The sequence below is a fragment of the Mycobacterium simiae genome, assembly GCF_010727605.1.
Taxonomy (GTDB): domain Bacteria; phylum Actinomycetota; class Actinomycetes; order Mycobacteriales; family Mycobacteriaceae; genus Mycobacterium; species Mycobacterium simiae.
Genome location: NZ_AP022568.1, coordinates 1032597 through 1057420 on the forward strand (window position 1 = coordinate 1032597; position 24824 = coordinate 1057420).

The window sequence follows — 24824 nt, forward strand, 5'->3', positions numbered from 1 at the left end:
TTCCGGGTGACTCTGCGCGACAAGGATGTCAGCTATATCCGGACCGACGACGATTTGCCGCCGGTGGCGATCATCGACCGCTCCCCCATCTCGGTCGGACACAAGATCATCTTCGGGGTCATCGCAATCGTTGGCGCGATCGCTTGGGCGATCATCGCATTCGTGCGCGGTGAGACGGTGAACGCCGTCTGGTTTGTGGTGGCCGCGATCTGCACCTACATCATCGGGTTCCGGTTTTATGCCCGATTGATCGAGCTGAAGGTTGTGCTCCCGCGCGACGACCACGCCACCCCCGCCGAAGTCATCGACGACGGAACCGACTACGTGCCCACCGACCGGCGGGTGTTGTTCGGTCACCATTTCGCCGCGATCGCGGGAGCCGGGCCGCTCGTCGGCCCGGTACTGGCCGCCCAGATGGGCTACTTGCCCTGCAGCATTTGGATCATCATCGGTGCGGTGTTCGCCGGCGCCGTGCAGGACTACCTGGTGCTGTGGATTTCCACCCGCCGCCGCGGCCGGTCGCTGGGACAGATGGCCCGCGACGAGCTCGGCCCGACCGGCGGGGCCGCCGCAATGGTCGGTGTGCTCGTCATCATGGTGATGATCATCGCCGTGCTGGCGTTGGTGGTGGTTCGCGGACTGGCCCAGAGCCCGTGGGGCGTGTTCTCCATCGCGATGACCATTCCCATCGCCATCTTGATGGGCTGCTACTTGCGGTTCCTGCGGCCCGGGCGGGTAGGCGAGGTGTCGCTGATCGGCTTCGCGTTGCTGATGGCCGCGGTGGCCTCGGGCAACTGGGTCAGTGAAACGTCTTGGGGTGCTTCCTGGTTGAACCTGTCCCCGGTCACCGTCTGCTGGCTGATCATCGGCTACGGTTTCGTCGCGTCGGTGCTGCCGGTGTGGTTGCTGCTCGCGCCGCGCGATTACCTGTCCACCTTCATGAAAGTGGGCGCGATCGCGATGCTGGCCCTCGGCATCTTCGTCGCGCACCCGCTCATCCAGGCGCCCGCCGTCTCCCGATTCGCTCACACCGGCGACGGGCCGGTGTTTCCGGGTTCGCTGTTTCCCTTCCTGTTCATCACCATCGCTTGCGGCGCGCTGTCCGGATTCCACGCACTGATCTCATCGGGCACCACGCCGAAGCTGCTGGAGAAGGAAAGCCAGATGCGCTTCATCGGCTACGGCGGCATGCTGACCGAATCGTTCGTCGCCGTCATGGCATTGATCAGCGCGACGGTCCTCGACCAGCACGTGTACTTCGCCCTCAACGCCCCGACCGCGCAGACCGGCGGCACGGCCGCCACCGCCGCGCACTACGTCAACACTCTCGGGCTGTCGGGCGGCCCCATCACCGCCGACGAACTCGCCGGAGCCGCCACCAGCGTCGGCGAAAAGTCGATCGTGTCCCGCACCGGCGGAGCCCCGACGCTTGCGGTGGGCATGTCCGAGGTCTTGCACCGCGCTTTCGGCGGCACCGCCCTCAAGGCGTTCTGGTATCACTTCGCGATCATGTTCGAAGCGCTGTTCATCCTGACCGCCGTTGACGCCGGCACCCGAGTCGCGCGGTTCATGCTGTCCGACACGCTCGGCAACCTCGGCGGACCGCTGACGAAGCTGCGCAACCCCAGCTGGCGGCCCGGCGTGTGGGTGTGCAGCCTGGTCGTGGCCGCCGGCTGGGGCAGCATCCTGCTCATGGGCGTCACCGATCCGCTGGGTGGCATCAACACCCTGTTCCCGCTGTTCGGGATCTCCAACCAGCTACTCGCCGCGATCGCACTGACGGTCATCACGGTCATCGTCATCAAGAAGGGTCTGCTGGCTTGGGCGTGGGTTTCGGGCGTCCCGCTCGCGTGGGACTTGGTGGTGACGCTGACGGCGTCGTGGCAGAAGATCTTCTCCGCGGACCCGAACATCGGCTATTGGGCGCAACACTTCAAGTACGCGGCCGCCCGGGCGGCCGGCAAGACCGCCTTCGGTTCGGCCAAGAACGCCCACGAGCTCGACGCGGTCATCCGGAACACGTTCATCCAGGGGACCCTGTCGATTTTCTTCGCGGTTGTGGTGCTCATCGTGCTGGTGGTCGGAATTGTGTCCTCGGTCAAGGCGATTCGTGGCAACGGCCGGCCGTTGACCGAGGAGGACCCGGTCCCGTCGAAGCTGTTCGCCCCCTCGGGCCTGATTGCCACCGCCGTTGAGCGCGAGGTGCAACGGCAGTGGGACGCGCCCCGGCCGGAGCCGGCTGACCAGCGCCACGCCGGAATGATGCAGTAGTCCCGAAGTTCGGCGCGCCGCCCTAAGATTGTGCGGAATGAGAGTCGGTATCGACTTCGGCACCACCCACACGGTCGTCGCGCTGGTCGACCGGGGCAACTACCCGGTCGTCTCCTTTGACAGCGTCGACACGTGGCCCTCACTGATCGCGGCCAACGCCGCCGGAGAGCTGCGCTTCGGCGTGGACGCCAGCGCCGTCCGCCACGACCCGCAGTGGTCCGTACTGCGGTCGATCAAGCGTCTGCTCAACGACGCCGGCCCACAAACCGAGGTGACGCTGGCCGGGCGCAACTACCGCTTGGCCGACCTGCTCACCGGCTTGCTGGCCCAGCTGAAAACCGACCTGCTGCAGCGCTCGAACGGCTGCCTGACCCCGGGTGAACCCATCGAGGCGGCCATCAGTGTGCCGGCGAACGCCTCGAGCGCGCAGCGCTTGCTGACGCTGGATGCCTTCGTCGCGGCCGGTTTTCACGTCGTCGCACTGTTGAACGAGCCGTCCGCCGCGAGCCTGGAGTACGCCCACCGGTACCGGTCCACGATCACGACGAAACGCGAATACGTCCTGATCTACGACCTGGGCGGCGGCACCTTCGACGCCTCGCTGCTCAAGATGACCGGGCACTCCAACGAGGTGGTGATCAGCGAAGGCATCCAGCGGCTCGGCGGGGACGACTTCGACGACGCCATTCTGCGGTTGGTCCTGGACGGAGCGAAGTTGCCGGACGTCGACGCCGGCGCGCTCGCCCTGCTACGGGAAGACTGCGCGGCCCGCAAGGAGAGCGTCGGCCCGCAGACGCGCCGCTTCCTGGTGGACATGACGGCAATCGACCGGCCGCCGTTCTCCTGCGCCATCGACGACATCTATTCCGCGTGCGCGCCGCTCGTCGAATTCACCATCGAACTCCTCGACCGCATCTTGCGCGACGGCAACACCGACGTGGCATGGAACGACGTAGCCGGCATCTACGTGGTGGGCGGGGCCGGAGGCTTCCCGCTCGTCCCGCGGATGCTGCGCAGCGCCTTCGGCGACAAGCGCGTCAAACGTTCACCGCACCCGTTTGCCGCCACCGCCATCGGACTTGCCGTCTTCCTGGACAAAGAGTCGGGTTTCGCATTGTCCGAACGCTTTTCGCGGCATTTCGGCGTCTTCCGCGAGGCCGAGGCCGGCGCCGGCATCGTCTTCGACCCAATCGTGTGCAAGGACGCTTCGCTCCCGGCCGACGGGCACTCCCCCCTCGTCGTCAGGCGGACCTATCGGGCCGCGCACAATATCGGACATTTCCGCTTCGTGGAATGCAGCCGCCTGGTCAACGGGCGGCCCGACGGCGACGTGACGCCCTACGATCCGGTGCTGTTTCCCTTCGATCCGGCCCTCTACGGCCGCGACGACCTCGGGCGCCAACCCGTCGGACGGTGCACGGATGGACCCGACGTCGAGGAGCGCTACGTCGTCGCCCCCGGCGGCGCGGTGGAGGTGACGCTCACGACGCAGCCCGGCGGCTTCATGCGCACCTTCCGTCTAGAGCGTTGCACTTCCGCGTAGCCGACCATGCCGTCGGTGCGCAGCGGCGACCAAAAAAAGCGGGGCGAATCATCGCCATGCGCTATGTCCTGGCTCAACGCGCCTACGACGACAAGGATTACGGTGTCGTGATGGGCCAGCCGGATTCGCAGACCGTCGGCCGCGCCCTGGCCGACTGAGCGGCAACCATGGCGGCGCGGCTCGCGCCACGACGGAACGAGGACACCATGCCCACCTGGCTCATCACCGGTTGCTCGACCGGTCTCGGACGCGCCTTGGCCGAGGCCGTGATCGGCGCCGGCCACAACACCGTCGTCACTGCTCGCGACGTTGCCAACGTTGCGGATTTGACCAACCGCGCGCCGGATCGGGTGCTGCCCGTCACCCTGGACGTCACCCGACCCGATCAGATCGCTTCGGCGACCCGACAGGCCCTCGACCGGTTCGGCGTCGTCGACGTGCTGGTCAACAATGCTGGCTACGGGTACCGGGCCGCGGTGGAAGAGGGGGACGACGCCGAGGTCCGAGCCCTATTTGAGACGCACTTTTTCGGAGCCGTCGCCATGATCAAGGCCGTCCTGCCCGGCATGCGGCAGCGTCGCCGCGGCGCGATCGTCAACATCTCGTCAATCGCAGCGCAGGTGACGCCGGTGGGATCGGGCTACTACTCCGCCGCCAAGGCGGCGCTAGAGGGCATGAGCGGTGCGTTGCGTGGCGAGCTGGCTCCCCTGGGCATTTCGGTGACGGTCGTCGAGCCGGGCGCCTTTCGAACCGACTTCGCCGGGCGCTCGCTGCACCAGTCGGCTGTTCCCATCGGCGACTACGCCGGCACCGCGGGCCAACGCCGCAAGGAGAACGACACTATGCACGGCAATCAGGCCGGTGACCCCGCCAAGGCCGGCGAGGCCATCGTCGCGGCGGTCGAAGCCAGCGAACCACCCGCATTCCTGCTCCTGGGCCCCGACGCCCTTGCCCTGTACCGCTACACCGCCGACGCCCGAGCCGACGAAATAGCGAACTGGGAACAGCTGACTGCCAGCACCGATTTCGACTGATCCGGCGGCGCCGGCAGCCTCAATGCGAGCGCAGCTCCCGGCGCAGGATCTTGCCGGTCGGCGACTTCGGGATCTTCTCGACGAACTCGACCTGGCGGATTTTCTTGTACGGCGCGACTTTCCGAGCGACGAAGTCAACGACCTCACCTTTCGACAGGACGGCGCCGCGCTGCCTGACCACAAACGCCTTCGGAATCTCTTCGCCAGAGCGGTTATTGACCACACCGACCACCGCGACATCCGCGATGTCGGGGTGAGTCAGCAACAGCGCTTCGAGCTCTGCGGGTGCTACCTGGTATCCCTTGTACTTGATCAGCTCCTTGAGCCGGTCGACGATGTAGACGCACCCGTGCGCGTCCACCCGCGCCAAGTCGCCGGTGTGCAAGAAACCATCGCTGTCGATGATCTCCGCGGTCGCTGCATCGTTTCTCAGGTAACCCGCCATCACGTTGGGCCCGCGGACGCATAACTCCCCCGGCTCACTCAAGCCCGACGCGGGAAGGGGTATTTCGGACCCGGTTTCGACGTCGACGATCTTGCTTTCCGCGTTCGGCAACGTCCACCCACATGAGCTCACCGGGGCGACCAGCCCCTCCGGATGCCTGCCCGCGTGCGGGGTCACATGGCTGGCGGGACTCAACTCGGTCATCCCGTAGGCCTGCACGACACGACAACCGAGTCGTTGCATCACCGCATTGGCCAGTTCTTCGTCCAACGGCGCCGCCGCCGAGGTAAGCACCCGCAGGCATGACAGGTCGAACGAATCGACCATTGGGTCTTTGGCCAACGCCACGGCCAGCGGCGGGACGATGAATGCCTGTGAGCAGCGGTACTTTTCGATGGCGGCCAGGAACGCAGCAAGGTCGAATTTGGGCATGACGATCAGCCGCGTCCGCGCCTGCAACGCCGCACATAACAGCTCGGTCAACCCGTAAATATGGAAGAAGGGAATCACCGCCATCAGTGTTTCATCGGGATCAAGCCCTGCCACGGGGTGCAATTGGGCTACGTTCGCGACGAGGTTGCGATGGGTCAACATGACGCCCTTGGGTTTTCCCGTCGTGCCCGAGCTGTACGGAAGCACCGCCAGATGCGTCGCGGGATCGAAGTCGACGTCGGGACCGGCCGCGGGGATTAGCAGCGTTTTATCGTCGACCAGCAGCACCTCATCGACGGACAGGCCCGCCACGGACGCCGCTGCCACGGCCCGGTCCCACAGCTGTGGGGCAGTGATCAATAGCCGGGCCGCCGAATGCCCTACCTGGCCGGCGATCTCGTTGACCGTGGACAGGGCATTGATCGGCGTAGCCGTCGCACCCGCCCGCAAGATGCCGTGCAATGCCACCGCCGACGCCGCACTATTGGGTGCCAACAGCCCCACCACGTCGCCGACTCCGATGCCCCGTTGGGCCAGCGCCGCGGCGAATGAGTCGATGCGAGCGACCAGCGCGCCGTAACTCAGCTCGGTCTCGGTGGCGAGTTCCACCAACGCGACGCGATCCCGGTCGGCCTGGTCGAGGTTACCGAACACGAAGTCGTACACACTCGTGTTCGGAATGACCACGTCAGGAAAAGGACTGGCGAACTTCATGATTCCTCCGGGATGGTTCGATCACGGCGAGCTACTCTCGACACCTACCGCTGGTCACACCAGCGGCGAGATCCGTTCAGCCACGCCCAACAGCGACTTGCCATAAATTTCGTAGCCGACATAGGAATTCAGTCCGGCGTGTCGCGCACCGACGTTCGCATCCCGCCAATGTTGCTGCATCGCATTGGAATCGGCGAAGCTACCCGCGCCATGGACATTGACCAATATCTGGATGGCTTCCAGCACTTGTTGCGCGGCATAGCCGCACTGGGCACGCGCTCTGGCACGCTGGGCGTACCCAGCATCGCCGTGGCCGATCTCGCCAGCGTCCAAGGCGTCGGCGACTTCGAAGGCATGCAGCCGGGCGCTGCGCAGCTTGAGTTCCGCCTCGGCGATCTGGATCTGTACGCCGACAGAGCCACTCTGCCGGGCAAAGAACGTGTTGGTCAACGGCTTTGCCCCGGCTTGCTCAATCGCCAGGTCCGCGGCCGCTCGGCCGATACCGAGCAGGGGTCCGACCAGCACCAGAGGAGCCGCTGTCGCCAACGGTGGCTGGGCTTCGGGCTCGCTTGGCGCTACCGAACGGCCCAGCAGGGTGCTGAATGGGATGGTGCGGTAGTCCGGAACGAAAACCTGGTTAGCCAAGAATGTCTGACTCGCCGTGCCGCGCATACCGACTGTGTGCCAAGTGTCGCGCAACCGCACCTCGGCCGCGGGCACCAAACACAGGTAGGACTCCGTGTCGCCATCATGCTGCCCCGGCACCGCGGCATGGATGGCCGCCCAATCCGCGTGTGGGGCCCCCGAGGCATAGGACCAGCTGCCGTTGATCAACAGCCCGCCGTCGACCCGGCACGCCGTGCCGGGGGCGAGCCCGCCCGCGATCCGGCTATCGGGTGAGCTGAAGACTTCGGATTGCGCCCGCTCCGATCCATGCTTGGCCACGGCCGTGCCACCGGCAGTGATGCTCACCAACCACGCTGCCGACGCGTTGGCGGCTCCAAGAGCTTCGGTGAGCTCGAGCATGGTCCGCTGCCCGACCGGGAGACCTCCGAATCGGTGCGGCTTGAGCAACCGGAAGAAGCCGGCGTCGGTTAACGTCTCGACGGTCTCGTCCGGCAGTCTGCGCATGGCCTCGCTGGACAACACGCTCTCGCGAAGCAGCGGTTGCAACCGCACCGCATTCGCCAAAAGTTCTTGGTGCGCTGCGTCGCAGTCCACCGGCGTCGTCGTCATGTTACTCCGATCACTAATCGAAATCTGTTGTCGGATAACGCTTTCACAGCGAGGGTACGGCCGCTAGAGCGGGAGGACCTTTGCTCAGTACAGATCGCGCAACGTTTGAGACACTTTGCTACCGACGCCACCCATTCGCGGGTGCAGTGCAGACCTGTCTTCCCGGTTTATCCACACTTTATGTGACGTCCGCCACATAATGCGATCCGTGCCGCCCCCCGCCGCGAATGCCCGAGTAGTTCCGGCCAGTAGACGCGAAGCGCGAGAAGCGGAGTTCGAAATGGGCGACAAATGCCAGCCGTCGATGACTGCAGAATTTCAATCCACCGACGCAGCCAATCAACTCGCCGAATTCTTCCCTTGCCTGAAACCGATCGGACCCCTCGATCGCCGCAAGCCGTTTTCTCCCACCCACCGAGTCAGTACCGTCGGGCCAATCACCGTGTTTGACCTGGCGCTAAGCGTCGACGCCTGCCTCGCTAGCACGCACGGTCGGCCGTTCTACCAAGTCAACGTGTTGGCGTCGGGACAAATGCAGCTGGTCCACCGCGGGTCCACCATTAACTCCGGCCCAGGGCTGGCCACAATTTGCCTGCCCGAGGGGGAACTGATCGTTCCGCGCTGGCAGGCGTGTTCTCGATTGCTTGCATTACGCGTCGCCAGAAACGCGCTCGAAGACACGCTCGGCGAAGCACTCGGTCGTCCATTGACCACGCAAATCGAGTTCGAGCCGTCGATGGTGACCGGCAGTGGTCCCGCACGCAGTTGGCTGCACATGTTCACCGTGTTCGCCCAAGAGCTCTTCCGGCCGGACAGCACCTTGGTGCAACCGCTGGTGGCGGCGCCGTTCGTGGACAGCCTGTTGCGGGCGTTGCTGCTCGCAGCCAAGCATCCGTACCAGAGCGCTCTGGCAGAGAAGACTAAACTCATTGCGCCCCAACGTATCCGGCCCGCGGTCGAGATGATCGAGTCGGAGCCGCAACTTCCCCTGACGCTGGCCGGCCTGGCGGCCGAATGCCATGTCAGTTCGCGCGCGCTGCAGCAAAGCTTTTCGCGTCATATGGGCATGTCGCCGATGACGTACCTGCGCCAGGTGCGGCTGAGGCGCGCGCACCGCGAATTGCTCGAGTCCGATCCGTCGGTCGAAACCGTCGCCTCAATTGCCCGGCGCTGGGGATACACCAACCCCGGCCGGTTCGCGGCGGCGCATGCGGCCCGGTATGGCGAGAGTCCCGCGGCCACGCTGCGCCGCGCTGGGGTCGCCGCGGTATAAAGCAACAGCCAGACGCCGGGGTATCTGTGCGACCGGCCCGCGGCGGCCGTCAGTCCCGCAGCGCGGGCAGCACGTCGCGCTGGTAGGCCGCAAAGAAGCCCTCTTTGTCCGGGCCGACTTGCTGCACGTACAGCTCGTCGACTCCGGCGTCGAGATACTTGCGCACGCGCGCAACGTGGGTGTCCGGGTCTGGGCCGCAAGTAATGGTGTCCGCAACCTGGTCCGGCGTGACGAGGGACATCAGTGCGGCAAAGTCCTTGGGACGGGGCAAGGTCTGCGCGGATTGCCCGGGCAACGCGTCGTTGGCCCACAATCGGTGCGCTGCCTTGAGCGCGGCGTCGGGATCGGCGTCCCAACTGGCCTTCATGCCTGCCTGCACCGGCTTGTCGCCGCCGCCAGCCTCGCGGAAAGCCTTCACCAACTCGGGCTCCGGCGTCACCAGGACGTAGCCGTCGCCGATGCGTCCCGCCAGTGCCGCGCCCTGCGGGCCGAACCCGGAAACGTAGATGGGCACCGGTCGCTCGGGTCGGGTGTAGATGCGCGCCTCCTGCACTTCGTAGTACTTGCCATGGTGGCTCACCTCGTCGCCACGGTGCAGCAGCCGGATGACCTCCACCGCCTCTTCCAGCATTTCCTGGCGAACGCCGACCGACGGCCAGGGATCGCCGAGCACGTGCTCGTTGAGCGCCTCGCCGCTGCCCACGCCCAGCACGAAGCGGCCGTCGAGCTGCACGGCGGCAGTGGCGGACGCTTGCGCGATGATCGCCGGATGTATCCGGATTGTCGGGCAGGTCACGGCCGTGCTCACCGGCAGCGACGTCACCTCCGACAACGCACCGATGACGCCCCACACGAAGGGGCTTTGGCCCTGCTCGTCGTTCCAGGGGTGAAAGTGGTCGGAGATCCACAACGCGTCGAAGCCAGCGGCCTCCGCTCGCTTGGCCTGGTCCACTAGTTCCTTTGGCCCGTACTGCTCGCAGGACAGGAAGTATCCGATCTTGGTCATGGCGACGGGCTACCCGCTACGCGCGACGTTATGCGCCGTTTATTCGCCGCCGGTCGCGGGAACTCGTCGGCTCGTGTGCCCGGCCCCAGAGCTCGACCCCGACGTTTCACAGCCTTCCGAATCTTTTTGCCGGACAGACGGTTTCACAGACCTGCGCGGCTACGCGCCGATTGGCGACGGCCGCACGGTGGCTTTGATTGCCCAAGACGGTGCCATCGACTGGTTGCCGATCCCGAACCTGGACTCGCTCCCGGTATTCGCGGCGGTGGTCGACCGGCCGAACGGCGGACGGCTGGACTTGATGCCGACGGTTCCGTTTCGCACCGACCGACGGTACCTGCCGAAAACGAACGTGCTGCAAACAACTTTCGTTACGGACTCCGGGCGGGTCCGCGTCACCGACGCGCTGAACATCGGATTCGGCGGGCGGTTGCCGTGGACCGAGTTGGCACGTCGGGTAGAAGGCCTCGACGGCGCCGTGCCGATGCGCTGGCGGGTAGCGCCTGGCACCTGCTTCAATTCCACGTCGCCATGGGCGCGCCACACTCCACACGGTGCGGTACTGCGGGCCGGAACTCTCAACCTCGGGGTCTGCGTATCGGATAACGTCGCCGTGGACTGGACCGACCAAACGGCGTCCGGGACGTTCACCACCGCGCCGGGCGAGCGTGAGCTGATCGGTGTGGTGGCGTCCGAGTCCGAACCGCTGATGCTGTCGCGGGCCTGCGACATCGACGACGGCCTCGACACCACCATCGCATTCTGGGAAAACTGGTCGAGCCAATTCTCGTGTCCGGACGCCTGGTCCGAGGCGGTGCGCCGCAGCGCGCTACTGCTGAAGCTGCTCATCTTCAGCCCGACGGGCGCGATCGCCGCGGCCGCGACGACCTGCCCGAGCGGTTATCGGGCGGCAAGAATTGGGACTATCGCTACGCCTGGGTGCGCGACACCGCGTACACCCTGAGTGCGTTGCGCCGGTTTGGGATTCGCGAAGAGACCCATGCCGCCGTCAGTTGGTTGCTGCGCACGGTGCGCCGACACGGCCCGGAAATGGGGGTGTTTTACTGCCTCGATGGCTCGTCGCCACCCCCGGTATCCCACTACGAAGTGGCCGGGTGGCGCGGCATCGGTCCGGTGGTCACCGGTAATCGCGCCGACGGACAATTGCAGCTCAGCATCTTCGCCGATCTCTTCGACACGGTTCGGCTCTACGTCGACAGTGGTCATGTGCTCGACACCGAAACCGGCCACCTGCTTGCCGGATTCGCCGATCGGGCCTGCGATGCGTGGCGGCATCAGGATGCCGGCATGTGGGAACTGCGGCGGGCCGAGCACTACACCACATCCAAACTCGGCTGCTGGCAAGCGTTGCGGTGCGCCGTGTATCTGGCTGAGCTGGGCCAGATCCCGGGCGATCCGGGCCGGTGGGCCGGCGAGGCCGACCGGATCCGCGAGTGGGTGCAACGGTGCTGCTGGTCCGACCACTTGGGTAGTTACGAGTGGTACCCGGGCAGCGGAAAGCTCGACGCCTCAATCCTGCTGCACGCCGGGAGCGGTTTCGACCGCGGTCCACGCATGTCGGCCACCATCGACGCGTTGCGTCGAGAGTTGGGCTGTGGGCCACTGCTTTTCCGCTTCAGCGGGGCCCGCGAGGAGGAACAGGAGGGCGCGTTCGTCGCGTGCTCCTTCTGGGTCGTGTCTGCGCTGCATCATGTCGGCAGGCGGGACGAGGCCAAGCAGCTGATGACCGAACTCGTCGAACTGACCAACGACGTCGGCGTGTTGCCCGAGATGATCGGGGCCGACGATCACGCCTTCCTGGGCAACCTGCCGCAAGGATTGAGCCACCTCGCGTTGATCGGCGCGGCCCTTGATCTCACCTCCTGAGCGTGTGCAGCCCGTACCGGGACCAACCAGCAGGGAGCGAGAGCAGCTTCGCTAATTTGGAGAAGGTGGTTCTCCGGTGCCGAGAGACGGCTTACGATACCGATGGTCGCACGGTTCCGCCCGACGATGGGAGTTGGTCATCGACGCCTGGATTCTGGACGCGGTCCGCACGCCCCGCGGCCGTGGCCGCCCCGACGGCGGGCTACATGCAGTCCATCCGCAGGCGCTGTTCGCCCGTTGCCTCACCGCGCTCGCCGACCGGATCGGTTTCGCGCCGGCCGAGGTGGGCGACGTGATCGCCGGTAACGGCATCTTGTCCGGCGACCACGGCGACGACATTGCGCGGTTGTCGGTCCTGCTGGCGGGCTGGCCCGAGACCGTGCCGGGGCTGACGTTGAATCGCTTCTGCGGATCGGGCCAGCAGGCCGTCACCGTCGCCGCGGCCGCGATCGCCGCCGGCGCCGAAGACCTGGTGATTGCGGGCGGTGTCGAATCGATGTCGCGATGGGACGTCACCGCCGGGGTGCCCACGATCGACGGCAACAATGCCGACTTGCGTGCGCTCTATCCGACGGTCCCGCAAGGTGTCTCGGCGGACCTGATCGCGACCCTGGAGGGCTTCACCCGCGACGTTGTCGATGCATATGCCACGCAGAGCCAAAGCCGGGCCGCCGCGGCGATCGACGAGGGACGATTCGAACGTTCCCTTGTCGAAGTGCACACCGCCGGCGGGGTGCTGCGCCGCGACGAGCATCCCCGACCCGCGACGTCGGTGGAAACGCTGGCCCGGCTCACGCCCGCGTTCGCGGCGATGGGCGGCACCTGCGTCCAGGGCGAGCAGCGGACTTTCGACGAAATCTGTCTACAGCGCTATCCCGCGATCGACCACATCGACCATGTCCACCACGCCGGCAACTCCTCCGGAGTGGTCGACGGCGCGGCGGCCGTCCTGCTCGCCTCGCCCGACTGGGCGCAGGCCAACGGCGTGCAGCCGCGCGCCAAGCTGCGAGGGGCCGCCGCGATCGGCAGCGAACCGATCATCATGCTCACCGCGCCGGGACCGGCCGCCCAGCGCTGCCTACAGCGCGCCGGGATGAGCGTCGATGACATCGACCTGTGGGAAATCAACGAAGCCTTCGCCGCCGTCCCGTTGAAGGTGATCCGTGATCTCGAGCTCGATTCCAGCCGGGTCAATGTCAACGGGGGCGCAATTGCTCTGGGCCACCCGATCGGCGCCACCGGCGCGATGCTGATCGGGACGGTCCTGGACGAGCTCGAACGCCGCGACCTCGCAACGGGGTTGGTGACGATGTGCACCGGCGGCGGCATGGGTACCGCCACGATCATCGAACGGGTGTAAGCATGCCCGGCACCCTCGAACTGGATCGACCGCGTGACGGTGTCGTCGTCCTACGGCTGAACCGTCCCGAGCGGCTCAACGCCATCAACGAGGCCATGCGGAACGAATTGGCCGGGCGCCTGAGCGATTTGGCCGGTGACGACTCGGTCCGGGCCGTCGTCCTGACCGGCGCCGGTCGCGGCTTCTGCTCCGGGATCGATGTGCGTGATTTCGGGCCCGGCATGCTCGAGGCGAGCGCGCCGGCGCTGGACCGGATGCGCTTTCAGGCGCGGATGGCTGCGCTGGGCGAGGCTGTTCGGGCACTGCCGGCGCCCGTCATCGCCGCCGTCAACGGCCCGTGTGTTGGTGCGGGGCTGGCCTTGTGCTTGGCAGCGGACATCCGAATATGTTCGGCTGTCGCATCATTCGGCAATGCCGCTATCCTGCTTGGGCTCTCGGGCGCCGAGATGGGCATGAGCTACCACCTGCCCCGCATCGTCGGGACCAGCGTCGCCGCCGACTGGATGCTCACCGGCCGCACCGTGTCAGCCGCCGAAGCCGACCGGCGCGGACTGGTCAGCGAAGTCGTCGAACCGGATCGTTTGTGTGACCGCGCGCTCGAGTTGGCCTCGCACCTTGCGGATCTCGCGCCGCTCGGTGTGCAGTTGACCAAGCGGGCCTTGCAGGTGAACACCGACGCGGGCGACCTGGCCGCGGCGCTGGAGCTGGAGAACCGCAACCAGGTGATCACCCACGCCACCCCAGAGGCGGCCGCGCGTCGACAAAGGCGGCCCTCGGGCCAAATCCCGTGAGCAATCCACTGGCCGGTGTCGACGGTGCATTGCCGCTCGACTACACCGTCCGCCGCAACCACTGGGCTCGCAGTGACCAACGAAGGGGATGACTGATGGCGTGGGATTTCTCCACCGACCCGGAGTGGAACCAACAGCTGGGATGGGTCGAGGACTTCGTGCGCACCGAGTGCGAGCCCATTGACCTGATCGTCAAGGAGTCCCACGATCTCAACGATCCGGTGCGCCGGGCATTGATCCCGCCGCTGCAGGAGATCGTCAAGCAGCGCGGGCTCTGGGCCACCCACCTCGGCCCGCATCTCGGTGGTCCCGGATACGGCCAGGTGAAATTGGCCCTGCTCAACGAGATTCTGGGCCGCTCGGAGTGCGCACCGATCGTGTTCGGTTCGCAGGCACCCGACTCGGGCAACAGCGAAATTCTCGCACATTACGGCACACCCGAACTCAAAGCGCGTTACCTCGAGCCGTTGCTGGACAACCGAATCGTGTCCTGCTTCTCGATGACCGAACCGCAGGGCGGTGCCGATCCGAAGGTGTTCACCACCTGCGCGGTCCCCGATGGCGATCACTGGATCATCAACGGCGAGAAGTGGTTCTCGTCCTTTGCGTCGATGGCGTCGTTCATCATCGTGATGGCGATGACCGACCCCGATGCGCCTCCCTATCAGCGGTATTCGATGTTCGTCGTCCCGGGCGACACCCCCGGCATCAATGTGATGCGCAACGTCGGACTGGGATATCAGCCGCTGGGCGGCGGCCGCGAAGGCTACGTCCGCTACGAGAACGTGCGGGTGCCCGCCGATCACATGTTGGGTCCCCGCGGGGGGGCTTTCGTGGTGGCGCAAACCCGGCTCGGCGGCGGGCGCATTCATCATGCGATGCGCACTGTCGGCCTGGTTCGCCGCATCTTCGACATGATCTGCGAGCGGGCGGTGTCGCGTTACACCCAGGGTGAGGCGCTTTCCGACAAGCAACTCGTCCAGGAAATGATCGCCGACTCGTGGATGGAAATCGAGGCGTTCCGGCTGCTCACCCTCCAAACCGCTTGGAAGATCGATCAATTCGACGATTACAAGGCGGTACGCGCCGACATCTCGGCGGTCAAGGCGATGATGCAGAAGGTACTGCACGACGTGTCGGCGCGCGCACTCCAGCTGCACGGGTCGCTGGGCACCACGCACGAAATGCCATTCGTGCAGTACCTGGTGGAGTCGTTCGTCCTCGGCCTTGCCGACGGCCCGACCGAGGTCCACAAGGTGACTTTGGCTCGCCTCCTGCTCAAAGACCGCGAGCCGGCGCCCGATCTATTTCCTTCCGAACATCTGCTGCGGCTGCGGGCAGCCGCTGAGGCGAAGTTCGCCGACAAGCTTGCCGGGATCCCCCGCAATTAGACTGCGCAGCTCGCCCGCTCGCCTAGACTGCGGTCGTTACACCGACGTAGGAGAGCACCACGTCGGACAGATCAGTCACCCGGGTCAGCGTCGCGTAGGAGCGAATGAACGACTGGCCCACGCAACCGTCGATCTTGACGTGGAAGTTGCTGATCATCACCCACGGATTCGACCCCCTGAACTGCTTTTTGTTGACCGGCACCACGACCACGAAGCCAGGTTTGAGGCCCACGTTGATGGTTCCTTCCACCGGTGCCGAAACCAGGGGCACAAGCCCCGTTGCTACACCGGGCAACAACGCCGTCGTGCCGAGTGACGGGCCAATGCCGGCCGCACCACCGATCTCGACGCCGTTGGAGGTGCTCATGTCGATGCCGCACCCGATTTCGAACCCCACTTCGAGGAGGCCCTGCGCCTGCTCGGGTCCGGTCAGCGAGCCGACGAATGTCCCGCTGGAGAGGTATTCGCGCGATGACAGGGCGGTGGTCAGCGGCGCGATGGGAACGTGCGACTCGTCCCTGGCGCCCAGGCCCAGGCGCCAGCCGTCGGGCGTATCGATGATGGTGGGCGGGTTGGAGGGCACCCGCCCATCGTTTGCTGGTGCGGCGGCGCCGGCGGGCTCGGCCTCCGGATCACCCCCCGCCGGTGGAGCGATCGTCACTGACATGACGACGCAGACAGCAAGTGCCGCGGCGCGCCGTGCCACCAGGGTGATCCCCCTCACACGCATCAACCTATGGGCCACGACGGGTAACTCAGCGAACGCGGTGCGTGGTCGGGTGAAGTCGTTGTGCGTTCGTAACTGTTATGCGATGTCCGTTGGGCACGCTGGCGTTGCCCCCCGCGGCGGCTGCGCCGCTAAAATTGCCGGCAGACGACGGAAAGGAGCGGCGGTGAAAGCTCGTTCCTACGCTCGCGGGGTGGTTGCCGCCGCGGTCGGCATCGCGATCCTCGGGTGCGGCACCGGCGCCGCGCATGCGGATCCCGGCGACGACCCCGGCACTCCGATGGTGCCGCCAACCCTGAACGAATGGTTGAAGGTGGAAGGTCCGTCGATATTTACCAATCCGGCCAACCGGGGTCGTCCAGTGGAAAAGAACTGGGACGGCGTCGGAATGTACTGCCAAAACATATTCATCCGGTGTGGCTGACCATCCCAGGTTTTAGCTCACCATCGCCTGCGCGCGGCTCAGCAACCTCGGGATGGTTGCGGCCATCGCTTCCCATTCGTCGCGCGGTAAGCGCCGCCGGCGGTTGTGTTTGACAATGAGCGACCAGGTCGCCGCCGACTTGAAGCACGCCAGCGCGGTGAACCACGCCAAGTCGGTCACCTCGTGCCCCAGCGCGTGCTGGTAAATCTCGACAAGCTCGGTGAGCGGCGGCGCCATACCCGACGCGTCCGGAACGCGTTGGTAGGTCTCGGGATCGCAGTTGACCAGAAACCAGCCGACGTCGATGCGCGGATCACCGATCGACCAGATCTCCCAATCGATCACCGCACTGATGCCGGCGCCCTGCGCCAGCAGATTACCCAGCCGAAAGTCACCGTGCACCACAGTGGGGACGAAATCAGTTGGCGCGCAATGCAGCAACGCCTCACGCACCTCCCGCCAACGTGGCGCCAGAGCCGCATCGACGGTCTGCAGTGTCTGACACCACCGTTCGACTTCGGCGACCGGACCGACAACCGATTCATCGGCCAGCCCGAGATCTGCGGGCACCACGCTGTGCAGCGCCGCCATGACCCTGCACGCATTGCGGTAGCGCTCGGCCAGATCGGGCCCCGGCGCGCAGCCGTCGAACAGCGGCTCGACGCAGTCCCCCTCGACGTGCGACATCACGAACAACGGCGGATCGCCCGGCTCCTCCCACAACACCTCAGGAACCGGAACCCGAGTAGCAGCAAGGGCTTTGAGGATCCGAGCCTGACGCAACACATCCCGGTGTCCGATCGGCTCCACCCCCGGCGGAGCGAGCTTGATTACCACCGGCCGGCCGGATTGCGCGCCTAGAAAACTGAAACTGGACGCCCCGCCGGTCAGCGCGACGACATCGGTGACGCCGATGGCCGCGAGTCGCCGCCGCAGCTCGCCCAGATCGACCTCGACCATCAGCCGGCAGGCTGGAACCAGCCGGACTCAGCGAGGAAGGACTGGGTGTGCGCGATGCGCCCGGTCAGGGTTTTCGGGTCGCCCGTGCACAGCCGGTACGCGGTTTCGGTGATCAGTTCGATGTCCTCCGTGTCGGTCTTCGCCAGATCGAGAGCGCCCGCCCCGGGGGTCGCCACGGGGCTGGACGGCGCGGCGGCGTTGACCGCGATGCCGTCGTCGTACAACTCTGCGGCAAGGCTTTTGGTCAGTCGGTTGAGCGCGGCCTTAGCCGTTCCGTAGATCCCGAAGCCCGCGCTCCGGTCGAACTCGGAGAACGGCGGTCCGGCCGGCAATTCGCCGCCCACCGAGGTCAGGTTCAGAATCCACCCTCGCCCCCGCTCGCGCATCGCGGGAATTGCCAACTGGCACAGATGCAATGGCCCCAGGACATGCATCTCCATCATCAGCCGGGCGCGCCGGTCCGGAAATCCGTCCAGGGATCTGAGGAAGGTGACCGCGGCATTGTTGACGAGGATGTCCGGGGCGCCGACAGAATCCACCACTTCGCCGAACAACCGCTCACGCTCGTCGGCATGGGACAGATCCGCCTGGACCGCGAAGGCCCGGCCGCCCGTGGCGACGATCTCCTCGAGGGTTTGGCGCAGTGATCCCTGGTACTTGGGATCGGGGTCCATCGTGCGGGCGGTGAGCGCCACCGTGGCGCCCTGCGCGGCAAACCGCTGGGCGATCGCCTTGCCCAGCCCCCGGCTGCTCCCGGTGACCAAAGCGACCAAGCCGTCACATCGCGGGCTCGCGCTCATCAGGCCTCCCGACCCTTAACGGAAATGACTTCTCCAATACAGAGAATGTTATTACCACCGCTGGGCGAGACGGGTTCGATCGGCCCCAGGTGTCGTGGCCTAAATCGTGGGAAGCGTGTCTTTCTACCCGGTCACGATTTGGTGGCATCGACCCTAGCGTGGTCGGCATGCACGCAATTTCAGCTCTTCCCGACACACCGATCGCCCACGCCGCCATCCGGTTGGCGCAGTCGACCGAGTCGCCGTCAATCTTCAACCACAGCGTGCGCAGTTACCTGTTCGGCGAGTTGGTGGCCGAGCATGAGGGGATGCGCCCGCGGGCGGACTACGACCCGGACGCCCTGTTCCTCGGCTGCGTGCTGCACGACCTCGGCGCCGGCTCCGCGGCGCCCGGCAAACAACGGTTCGAGGTCGAGGGCGCGGACCTGGCGGCCGCCCTGCTGAGCGAGCACGGCTGCGATCGCGCGCTTGTCGACGCGGTGTGGGAGGCCATCGCGCTGCACACCTCGATGGGCATTGCCGATCGCCGCGGCGCGCTGTGCCACCTGGTCCGCAGCGGCGTCGGCGTCGATTTCGGCCGCGATGCCGACTTCATCGACGACGGGATCGCCGCGGCGATCCACGACCGCTATCCCCGGTTATCCATGGCGCGCACCCTGCTGGATGCGATCGCCGTGCAGGCACAGCGCAGCCCGGAGGCTGCTCCCCCGTACACGTTCCCCTATCAGGTGCTGCGGGAGCGCGATACCGACGGCGTCACGCTGCTGGAATTGGCGGCGGCGCAGGGCCGCTGGGGCGACTGATTCAGCGCCGACGCCGGGCGTCGATCGAGTAGCGACCCGGGCCGACGAAGACCAACAAGAAGAAACCGAAACAGAACAGGATCGCCGGAAGCCCTCCGTTACCGGCGGGCGGTGCGCCGATCGGCCATAGGGCGTGCGGTTGATGCATCCAGAAATAGGCGACGGCCATTTCACCGGAAGCAATGAATGCGGCTGGGCGAGTGAACAATCCGACCGCAATCAATAGTCCCGCGACGAACTCGATGAGTCCGGCATACCAGCTGGGCCATCCGCCCACCACGATGGGCATGCCCGTGCGGATAGGCCAGCCGAAGAGATTCATCGAGCCGGACACTGCGAACAGGAAGCCGTACACCAGTCGGAACAGGCTCAGCACCGCCGGCGTCAAGCGACCCAGGCGATCATCGAGATTCGTCGTCATCTGACTAACGTTACGGCCGCAACGCCCACGCGTGGTGTAGACAGATTCATGCACGATCCACGCAAGGAGGCGCGTTGACGTATCTGCTCCTGCTCGGGGCGATCTTCACCGAAGTGGTGTCGACCAGCCTGCTCAAGAGCACCGAAGGGTTCACCCGGCTGACGCCGACCTTATTCTGCCTGGCCGGCTACGGCACGTCATTCGCACTGCTGGCGTGGTCGATCCAGCGCGGCATGCAGACCGATGTCGCGTATGCGTTGTGGTCGGCGATCGGCACGGCCGTCATCGTGCTGATCGCGGTGCTGTTTCTGGGCTCCCCGATTTCGTTGGCCAAGGTGGTCGGGGTCGCGCTCATCATCGCAGGGGTGGTCACGTTGAATCTGTCCGGCGCCCATTGATGATGACGTCCGTCCAGCCAAGCAGTCGCCGCCACAACCGGGTCGGGTCGATCAATGCCGCATGCTCGACGACTACCCCCGGCACCACGGCCGTGCCGAATATCCGCGGCGCCACCGATTTAGCGGTCACCGACTCGGCCTGGGCACCATCGGCCGGAACATCGTCGAGATGAAACCAACCGTGTAAGTGCTCGCCGGCGGGCTGTTAAGGGGACCGGTGCGCAGACCAGCACTCCAAGAATTCGTAGAGGCCGGCACGGGAAGCTCGGCGAATGATCCGGATCGCGATTGTGGCGCGCACCGCCACCATTGCCGTCCTGACCGGTGCAGCCGCCCTCGCACTGACGACGGGCACCGCGCAGGCCACCCCCGATGCTCCCGGCCAGCCGAGCGGCACGCGCTACGGCGGCCCCACCGCGGCGGCCTTGTTCTGGCGCTACCAGCGTTACGACGACGACTGCGTCGAGATGGCCGTCGCCGACGTGGTCGGTGAATTGACCGGCAGAGAGCCGTCCGAACACGAGATCGTCACGCTGGCTCAATCGACGCCCAGCAGCGTCCACCCCGGCCCGATCTACACCACGCCCGGGAAGCACCACAGCGGCGCGGGCACGTCTTTCGACGACGAACCGACGCTGCTGGCGCACTATGGCATTCACGCCGTGACCACCGACCAGGGCAGCGTCGCGAAAACGCATCCGCCGACCCCGATGACGGAGCTGGAACAGGACCTGGCCATGGGCCGCAAGGTAATTGCCGCGGTCAACGCCGAAATCATCTGGGGTGAACCCGTCGAGGACAGAAATTCCAACGGCGATCCCCAAGCCAATCATGCCGTGGTGGTGACCGGCGTCGACACGGCGACCGGCATCGTGCACCTCAACGACAGCGGCAGCGAGCAGGGCCGAGACGAGCGGGTCCCGATCGACGTTTTCATCCGTTCCTGGGATAGCAGTGACGACCAGATGACGGTGACCGACGAGGCACGCCGCGTCCCAAATTAGAGGTTGCCACCGCGATGATTTGCTGGCATTGTCAGCAGCAAAGCTGCTGCCTCGCAACATGTCTCAATCGCGCCGGCCGCGGTCTGCTGCGAGCGCGCCGAGAGGGGATCTTCGTGAAGATGCGGGCGGCCCGGATGCACGGATACCACCAACCTCTACGCCTCGAGGAGATCGAGGTACCCCGCTTCGGCCCTACCGAGGTCTTGATCAAGGTAGCAGCGGCGGGCATGTGCCGCAGCGATTTTCAGCTCGTCGACGGCTACTTCGAGGCAGGCTTTCCGCTCTCGTTTCCCATCACGCCGGGTCACGAGGTGGCCGGACGCGTGGATGCGGTGGGCGCCGACGTGCCCGCATCGTCCGGCCTGGCCGAGGGGACGCGGGTCGTGGTAAACCCCAACTGGGGTGACGGGCGATGCCGGCAATGCCGCGAAGGCAACGAGCAGCTGTGCGCTGACGGCCAGCTCGCCGGGTTCGGCCCACCCGGCGGCTTTGCCGAATACATGCCGGTCCAATATCGGCACGTCATCCCCGTCCCGGAACAGGACGGTCACGCACCGCAAACGCAGGCCCCGCTGACCGATGCCGGCCTGACCCCTTACCGCGGCATGAAGAAGTTGCTGGCCGCCGGCAAACTCGGCGCCGGGCGCACGCTCGTCGTCAATGGCATCGGCGGTCTGGGCGGTTACGGGGTGCAGTACGCCAGGTTGCTCGGCGGTGGGGCAACGGTGGTGGCCTTCGCCCGCAACGACGACAAGCTCGCGGTTGCCCGGGAGAACGGCGCCCACTACACCGTCAACACCCGGGATAAGACCGCCGAACAGGTGCAAAACGAGCTGCAAGACCTGACCGGCCGCAGGGAAGTCGACGCAGTACTGGACTGCGCGGGCGCCAAAGAATCACTGGAACTTGGGTTTTCGATTCTGGCTAGGGAAGGCGCGCTGACCTGCGTCGGCTTGATCGGGCAGAGCGCCCAAGTTCCCGTCTTCCCCTTCGTCAGTGGTGAGAAGTCGTTCTCCGGGTCGTTCTGGGGCAATCACAACGATCTGACCGAAGTACTCGCGCTCGCCGGCCAGGGGCTGATCAAGCATCACATCATTCCGGTCGATTTCGACGACATCAACGACAACCTGGAGGCATTGGGCCGCGGCGACATGGTGGGACGCGCCGTGCTCGTCTTCGACTAGGCAGGCCCGTCCCAAACCACAGTGCGCCAGCCCACACCCGACGATGGTCGACTACACCCCGAGCACGCATAGGCCGCTGCCCGATTCGCGAACCGAGCCGGGCCGGGCGGATCGATGCGATACTGCCAGCACATCTACCGACTTAGGACACCTATGACCGATCTCGATCAGAATCAGAACCCCTCGGACGGAGCGTCTGCCAGCGTGCGCGTCGACTTGGTCGAACCCACCCGCACCGGCATGCAGGCCGCCGCGTTGCAGCGGGCAATCGCTGATCACCTGCGCTACTCGATCGGCCGACCGGCCGCCGCGCTGCGCCCCGAGCACTACTACCGGGCGCTCGCGCTGGCCGTACGCGACCGGATGCAGGACCGCCGGGTGGCCTCGACACAGACGTCCCTCGACCTCGGCCGCAAGGTGACCTGCTACCTGTCGGCGGAGTTTCTAATGGGCCCCCAGCTGGGCAACAACTTGTTGAACCTGGGCATGGAGCGCGCTGCCCGGGCCGCGCTGGCGGCGATGGGCCAGAACTACGAAGAAGTATTGGCATGCGAGGAGGAGCCGGGACTGGGCAATGGCGGTCTGGGCAGGCTGGCCGCGTGCTATCTGGACTCGCTTGCCACCCTCGAGCGCCCGGCTATCGGCTACGGCATCCGTTATGAATTCGGCATTTTCGATCAAGAGATCCACGACGGCTGGCAGGTCGAGCAGACCGACAACTGGTTAGACAGCGGAAACCCTTGGGAGATCCCCAAACCCGACGTCAACTACCTGGTCAAGTGGGGTGGCCACGTCGAGCGCTACGCCGACGACATGGGACGCGAGCGCGCCCGGTGGGTACCGGGATTGCTGCTCAAGGGCGTCGCGTATGACACCCCGATCCAGGGCTACGGCGTCAACACCTGCAACGTCTTGACCCTGTGGAGCGCAAGGGCCGTCAAATCTCTTGCGTTGGACGCTTTCAACACCGGCGACTACTACAAAGCAGTCGAGGACGAAGTCACCTCGGAGACGGTCACCAAGGTGCTCTACCCCAATGACGAACCGGAAGCCGGCAAGCGGCTGCGCCTACTGCAACAGCACTTCTTCGTGTCCTGCTCGTTGCAGCACGTCCTGCACATCATGGACGACCTCGCCGACGTGTCGGTCCGGGAACTGCCCCAGCGATTCGCCCTCCAGCTCAACGACACTCACCCGTCGATCGGGGTGGCCGAGCTGATGCGACTACTGCTGGACGAGCGGCTCCTGGAATGGGACGAGGCGTGGGAGATCACCGCCGCCACGTTCGGCTACACCAACCACACCTTGTTGCCGGAGGCGCTGGAAACCTGGCCGCTGGAAATCTTCGGCGAGTCGCTGCCGCGCCATCTCGAGATCATCTACGAGATCAACCGGCGGTTCCTCAACGAGGTTCGCACCCGATTCCTCGGCGACGCCGACCGCGTCCGCCGGATGTCGCTGATCGGCGAGGACAACGGCAAGAACGTCCGGATGGCGCACCTGGCCACCGTCGGCAGCCACGCCATCAACGGTGTCGCCGCGTTGCACACCGAGCTGCTCAAAGACAGTGTGCTCAAAGACTTTTACGAGATGTGGCCGGAACGGTTCAGCAACAAGACCAACGGTGTAACGCCGCGCCGCTTCCTGGCGCTGGCCAACCCAGGGTTGCGCGAGCTTTTGGACCGCACCGTCGGCGACGGCTGGCTGACCGATCTGCGACGGCTGCGTAACCTGGAGCCGTTCGTCGAAGACTCGTCATTCCGGGAGCAGTGGCGAGACATCAAGCGCAACAACAAGGCACGGCTGGCCGCCTTTGTCCGTCAGGCAACAGGTGTGGACCTGAACCCGCAATGGATCTTCGACATTCAAGTAAAGCGCATCCACGAGTACAAGCGCCAGCACCTCAACGTGCTGCATATCATCGCTCTCTACTACCGGCTCAAGCAGAATCCGGAACTCTCGATTCCTCCGCGGGCGTTCATTTTTGGCGGCAAAGCCGCTCCCGGTTACTTTCTAGCCAAGCGGATCATCAAGTTGATCAACGCCGTCGGCGAGACGATCAACAACGACCCGGAGGTCAACAAGTCGCTCAAGGTCGCGTTTATCCCGAACTTCAACGTACAGAACGCACATCTGATCTACCCCGCTGCCAACGTCTCCGAGCAGATCTCGACGGCGGGCAAGGAAGCGTCGGGCACCGGCAACATGAAGTTCATGATCAACGGCGCCCTCACGATCGGCACCCTCGACGGGGCCAACGTGGAGATTCGCGAGGAGGCCGGCGCGGAGAACTTCTTTCTATTCGGTCTCACCGTCGATGAGGTGGAAGCGTTGAAGGCTGGGGGTTATCGCCCCGCGAACTACATCGACAGCAATGACGAGCTGCGCGCCGTGTTGGATCTGATCGCCGACGGAACGTTCTCGCACGGTGACACCGAGGTGTTTCGGCCGCTGGTGGACAACCTGCGCTATGACGACCCGTTCCTGGTTTGTGCCGACTACGCGTCCTATGTGGACTGCCAGGCGCGCGTGAGCGCCGCGTGGCAGGACGGGGAGTCGTGGACCAAGATGTCGATCCTCAATACCGCGCGCAGCGGCAAGTTCTCGTCAGATCGCGCTATCGCCGAATATTGCGACGACATCTGGAAGGTGTGGCCGCTGACCGTGACCCTGTGAGGCGCGGCCAGCTCGATCGCCGGCGGCGCGGCCGCGAATCGCGG

At 65.6% G+C, this 24824-nt stretch carries 22 protein-coding genes and 1 pseudogene; 15 read left to right on the forward strand and 8 right to left on the reverse strand.

Annotation, left to right across the window (positions count from 1 at the left end; genetic code table 11):
- Positions 1 to 6 precede the first annotated feature (6 nt).
- From G6N33_RS04670 to G6N33_RS04680, 3 genes are all read left to right on the forward strand, one after another.
- Positions 7 to 2271, forward strand: a complete 2265-nt coding sequence (locus G6N33_RS04670; protein WP_044510451.1) for a carbon starvation CstA family protein — start codon at positions 7 to 9, stop codon at positions 2269 to 2271.
- A gap of 37 nt (positions 2272 to 2308) precedes the next feature.
- A complete protein-coding gene (locus G6N33_RS04675) occupies positions 2309 to 3814 on the forward strand; it encodes an Hsp70 family protein (RefSeq protein WP_044510450.1) in 1506 nt (501 codons plus the stop codon).
- Between the two features lie 206 nt (positions 3815 to 4020).
- Entirely contained in the window at positions 4021 to 4848 is an 828-nt protein-coding gene (locus G6N33_RS04680; RefSeq protein WP_044513054.1) for an oxidoreductase, read from the forward strand.
- A gap of 19 nt (positions 4849 to 4867) precedes the next feature.
- On the opposite strand, the gene G6N33_RS04685 is transcribed toward G6N33_RS04680, so the two are convergent.
- Together G6N33_RS04685 and G6N33_RS04690 are read right to left on the reverse strand one after the other, a co-directional pair.
- Positions 4868 to 6439: an AMP-binding protein gene (locus G6N33_RS04685; RefSeq protein WP_101528516.1), complete on the reverse strand. Its 1572-nt coding sequence runs from the start codon at positions 6437 to 6439 to the stop codon at positions 4868 to 4870.
- A gap of 54 nt (positions 6440 to 6493) precedes the next feature.
- The gene (locus G6N33_RS04690) at positions 6494 to 7675 is read right to left on the reverse strand and encodes an acyl-CoA dehydrogenase family protein (protein ID WP_044510446.1); all 1182 of its coding nucleotides are present in this window, start codon (positions 7673 to 7675) and stop codon (positions 6494 to 6496) included.
- A gap of 304 nt (positions 7676 to 7979) precedes the next feature.
- Between G6N33_RS04690 and G6N33_RS04695 the strand changes: the two genes are divergently transcribed.
- On the forward strand, positions 7980 to 8948 hold the full coding sequence (locus G6N33_RS04695; RefSeq protein ID WP_163771469.1) for a helix-turn-helix transcriptional regulator: 969 nt from the start codon (positions 7980 to 7982) through the stop codon (positions 8946 to 8948).
- Between the two features lie 49 nt (positions 8949 to 8997).
- Here the strand turns inward: G6N33_RS04695 and G6N33_RS04700 are convergent, their stop codons facing one another.
- Positions 8998 to 9954, reverse strand: a complete 957-nt coding sequence (locus G6N33_RS04700; protein ID WP_044510444.1) for an LLM class F420-dependent oxidoreductase — start codon at positions 9952 to 9954, stop codon at positions 8998 to 9000.
- Positions 9955 to 10141: 187 nt separating this feature from the next.
- Between G6N33_RS04700 and G6N33_RS27355 the strand changes: the two genes are divergently transcribed.
- The 5 genes from G6N33_RS27355 to G6N33_RS04720 all read left to right on the forward strand — a co-directional run bounded on the left by G6N33_RS27355 (position 10142) and on the right by G6N33_RS04720 (position 15383).
- Entirely contained in the window at positions 10142 to 10918 is a 777-nt protein-coding gene (locus G6N33_RS27355) for a trehalase-like domain-containing protein (RefSeq protein ID WP_231382592.1), read from the forward strand.
- Positions 10894 to 11841, forward strand: coding sequence for a glycoside hydrolase family 15 protein (locus G6N33_RS27360; protein WP_231382591.1), 948 nt, complete (start codon positions 10894 to 10896; stop codon positions 11839 to 11841). The genes G6N33_RS27355 and G6N33_RS27360 overlap by 25 nt, the downstream gene beginning before the upstream one ends.
- Positions 11842 to 11995: 154 nt before the next feature.
- A complete protein-coding gene (locus tag G6N33_RS04710; RefSeq protein ID WP_044513050.1) occupies positions 11996 to 13201 on the forward strand; it encodes an acetyl-CoA C-acetyltransferase in 1206 nt (401 codons plus the stop codon).
- Between the two features lie 2 nt (positions 13202 to 13203).
- Positions 13204 to 13992 carry an enoyl-CoA hydratase/isomerase family protein gene (locus G6N33_RS04715; protein WP_044510442.1) on the forward strand — a complete coding sequence of 263 codons (789 nt, stop codon included), beginning with the start codon at positions 13204 to 13206 and terminating at the stop codon, positions 13990 to 13992.
- 95 nt (positions 13993 to 14087) lie between these two features.
- Complete coding sequence (locus G6N33_RS04720; protein ID WP_044510440.1) at positions 14088 to 15383, forward strand: acyl-CoA dehydrogenase family protein; 1296 nt, start codon at positions 14088 to 14090, stop codon at positions 15381 to 15383.
- 22 nt (positions 15384 to 15405) lie between these two features.
- Here G6N33_RS04720 and G6N33_RS04725 read toward each other — a convergent pair whose 3' ends face one another.
- The gene (locus tag G6N33_RS04725) at positions 15406 to 16092 is read right to left on the reverse strand and encodes an MspA family porin (RefSeq protein ID WP_176234804.1); all 687 of its coding nucleotides are present in this window, start codon (positions 16090 to 16092) and stop codon (positions 15406 to 15408) included.
- A 184-nt stretch (positions 16093 to 16276) separates the two neighbouring features.
- Between G6N33_RS04725 and G6N33_RS04730 the strand changes: the two genes are divergently transcribed.
- The gene (locus G6N33_RS04730; RefSeq protein WP_044510438.1) at positions 16277 to 16534 is read left to right on the forward strand and encodes a hypothetical protein; all 258 of its coding nucleotides are present in this window, start codon (positions 16277 to 16279) and stop codon (positions 16532 to 16534) included.
- A gap of 12 nt (positions 16535 to 16546) precedes the next feature.
- On the opposite strand, the gene G6N33_RS04735 is transcribed toward G6N33_RS04730, so the two are convergent.
- Complete coding sequence (locus G6N33_RS04735) at positions 16547 to 17494, reverse strand: phosphotransferase family protein (protein WP_044510436.1); 948 nt, start codon at positions 17492 to 17494, stop codon at positions 16547 to 16549.
- A complete protein-coding gene (locus G6N33_RS04740; RefSeq protein ID WP_044510435.1) occupies positions 17494 to 18294 on the reverse strand; it encodes an SDR family NAD(P)-dependent oxidoreductase in 801 nt (266 codons plus the stop codon). The genes G6N33_RS04735 and G6N33_RS04740 overlap by 1 nt, the downstream gene beginning before the upstream one ends.
- A gap of 167 nt (positions 18295 to 18461) precedes the next feature.
- On the opposite strand from G6N33_RS04740, the gene G6N33_RS04745 reads away from it, so the two are divergent.
- Entirely contained in the window at positions 18462 to 19097 is a 636-nt protein-coding gene (locus G6N33_RS04745; protein ID WP_044513046.1) for an HD domain-containing protein, read from the forward strand.
- 1 nt (position 19098) lies between these two features.
- Here G6N33_RS04745 and G6N33_RS04750 read toward each other — a convergent pair whose 3' ends face one another.
- A complete protein-coding gene (locus G6N33_RS04750; protein ID WP_044510433.1) occupies positions 19099 to 19518 on the reverse strand; it encodes a DoxX family protein in 420 nt (139 codons plus the stop codon).
- 74 nt (positions 19519 to 19592) lie between these two features.
- Here G6N33_RS04750 and G6N33_RS04755 point away from each other — a divergent pair, with 74 nt between their 5' ends.
- Positions 19593 to 19916 carry a DMT family transporter gene (locus tag G6N33_RS04755; protein WP_044510431.1) on the forward strand — a complete coding sequence of 108 codons (324 nt, stop codon included), beginning with the start codon at positions 19593 to 19595 and terminating at the stop codon, positions 19914 to 19916.
- Positions 19917 to 19962: 46 nt separating this feature from the next.
- Here G6N33_RS04755 and G6N33_RS27830 read toward each other — a convergent pair.
- Positions 19963 to 20115 (reverse strand): annotated as a pseudogene (locus tag G6N33_RS27830) (alpha/beta hydrolase); the annotation flags it as partial.
- Between the two features lie 73 nt (positions 20116 to 20188).
- On the opposite strand from G6N33_RS27830, the gene G6N33_RS04760 reads away from it, so the two are divergent.
- From G6N33_RS04760 to G6N33_RS04770, 3 genes are all read left to right on the forward strand, one after another.
- Positions 20189 to 20920, forward strand: coding sequence for a cysteine peptidase family C39 domain-containing protein (locus G6N33_RS04760; RefSeq protein ID WP_044510430.1), 732 nt, complete (start codon positions 20189 to 20191; stop codon positions 20918 to 20920).
- Positions 20921 to 21039: 119 nt separating this feature from the next.
- The gene (locus G6N33_RS04765; protein WP_044510428.1) at positions 21040 to 22104 is read left to right on the forward strand and encodes an NAD(P)-dependent alcohol dehydrogenase; all 1065 of its coding nucleotides are present in this window, start codon (positions 21040 to 21042) and stop codon (positions 22102 to 22104) included.
- Positions 22105 to 22344: 240 nt separating this feature from the next.
- Positions 22345 to 24780 carry a glycogen/starch/alpha-glucan phosphorylase gene (locus G6N33_RS04770; protein WP_044513042.1) on the forward strand — a complete coding sequence of 812 codons (2436 nt, stop codon included), beginning with the start codon at positions 22345 to 22347 and terminating at the stop codon, positions 24778 to 24780.
- The last annotated feature ends 44 nt before the right edge of the window (positions 24781 to 24824 follow it).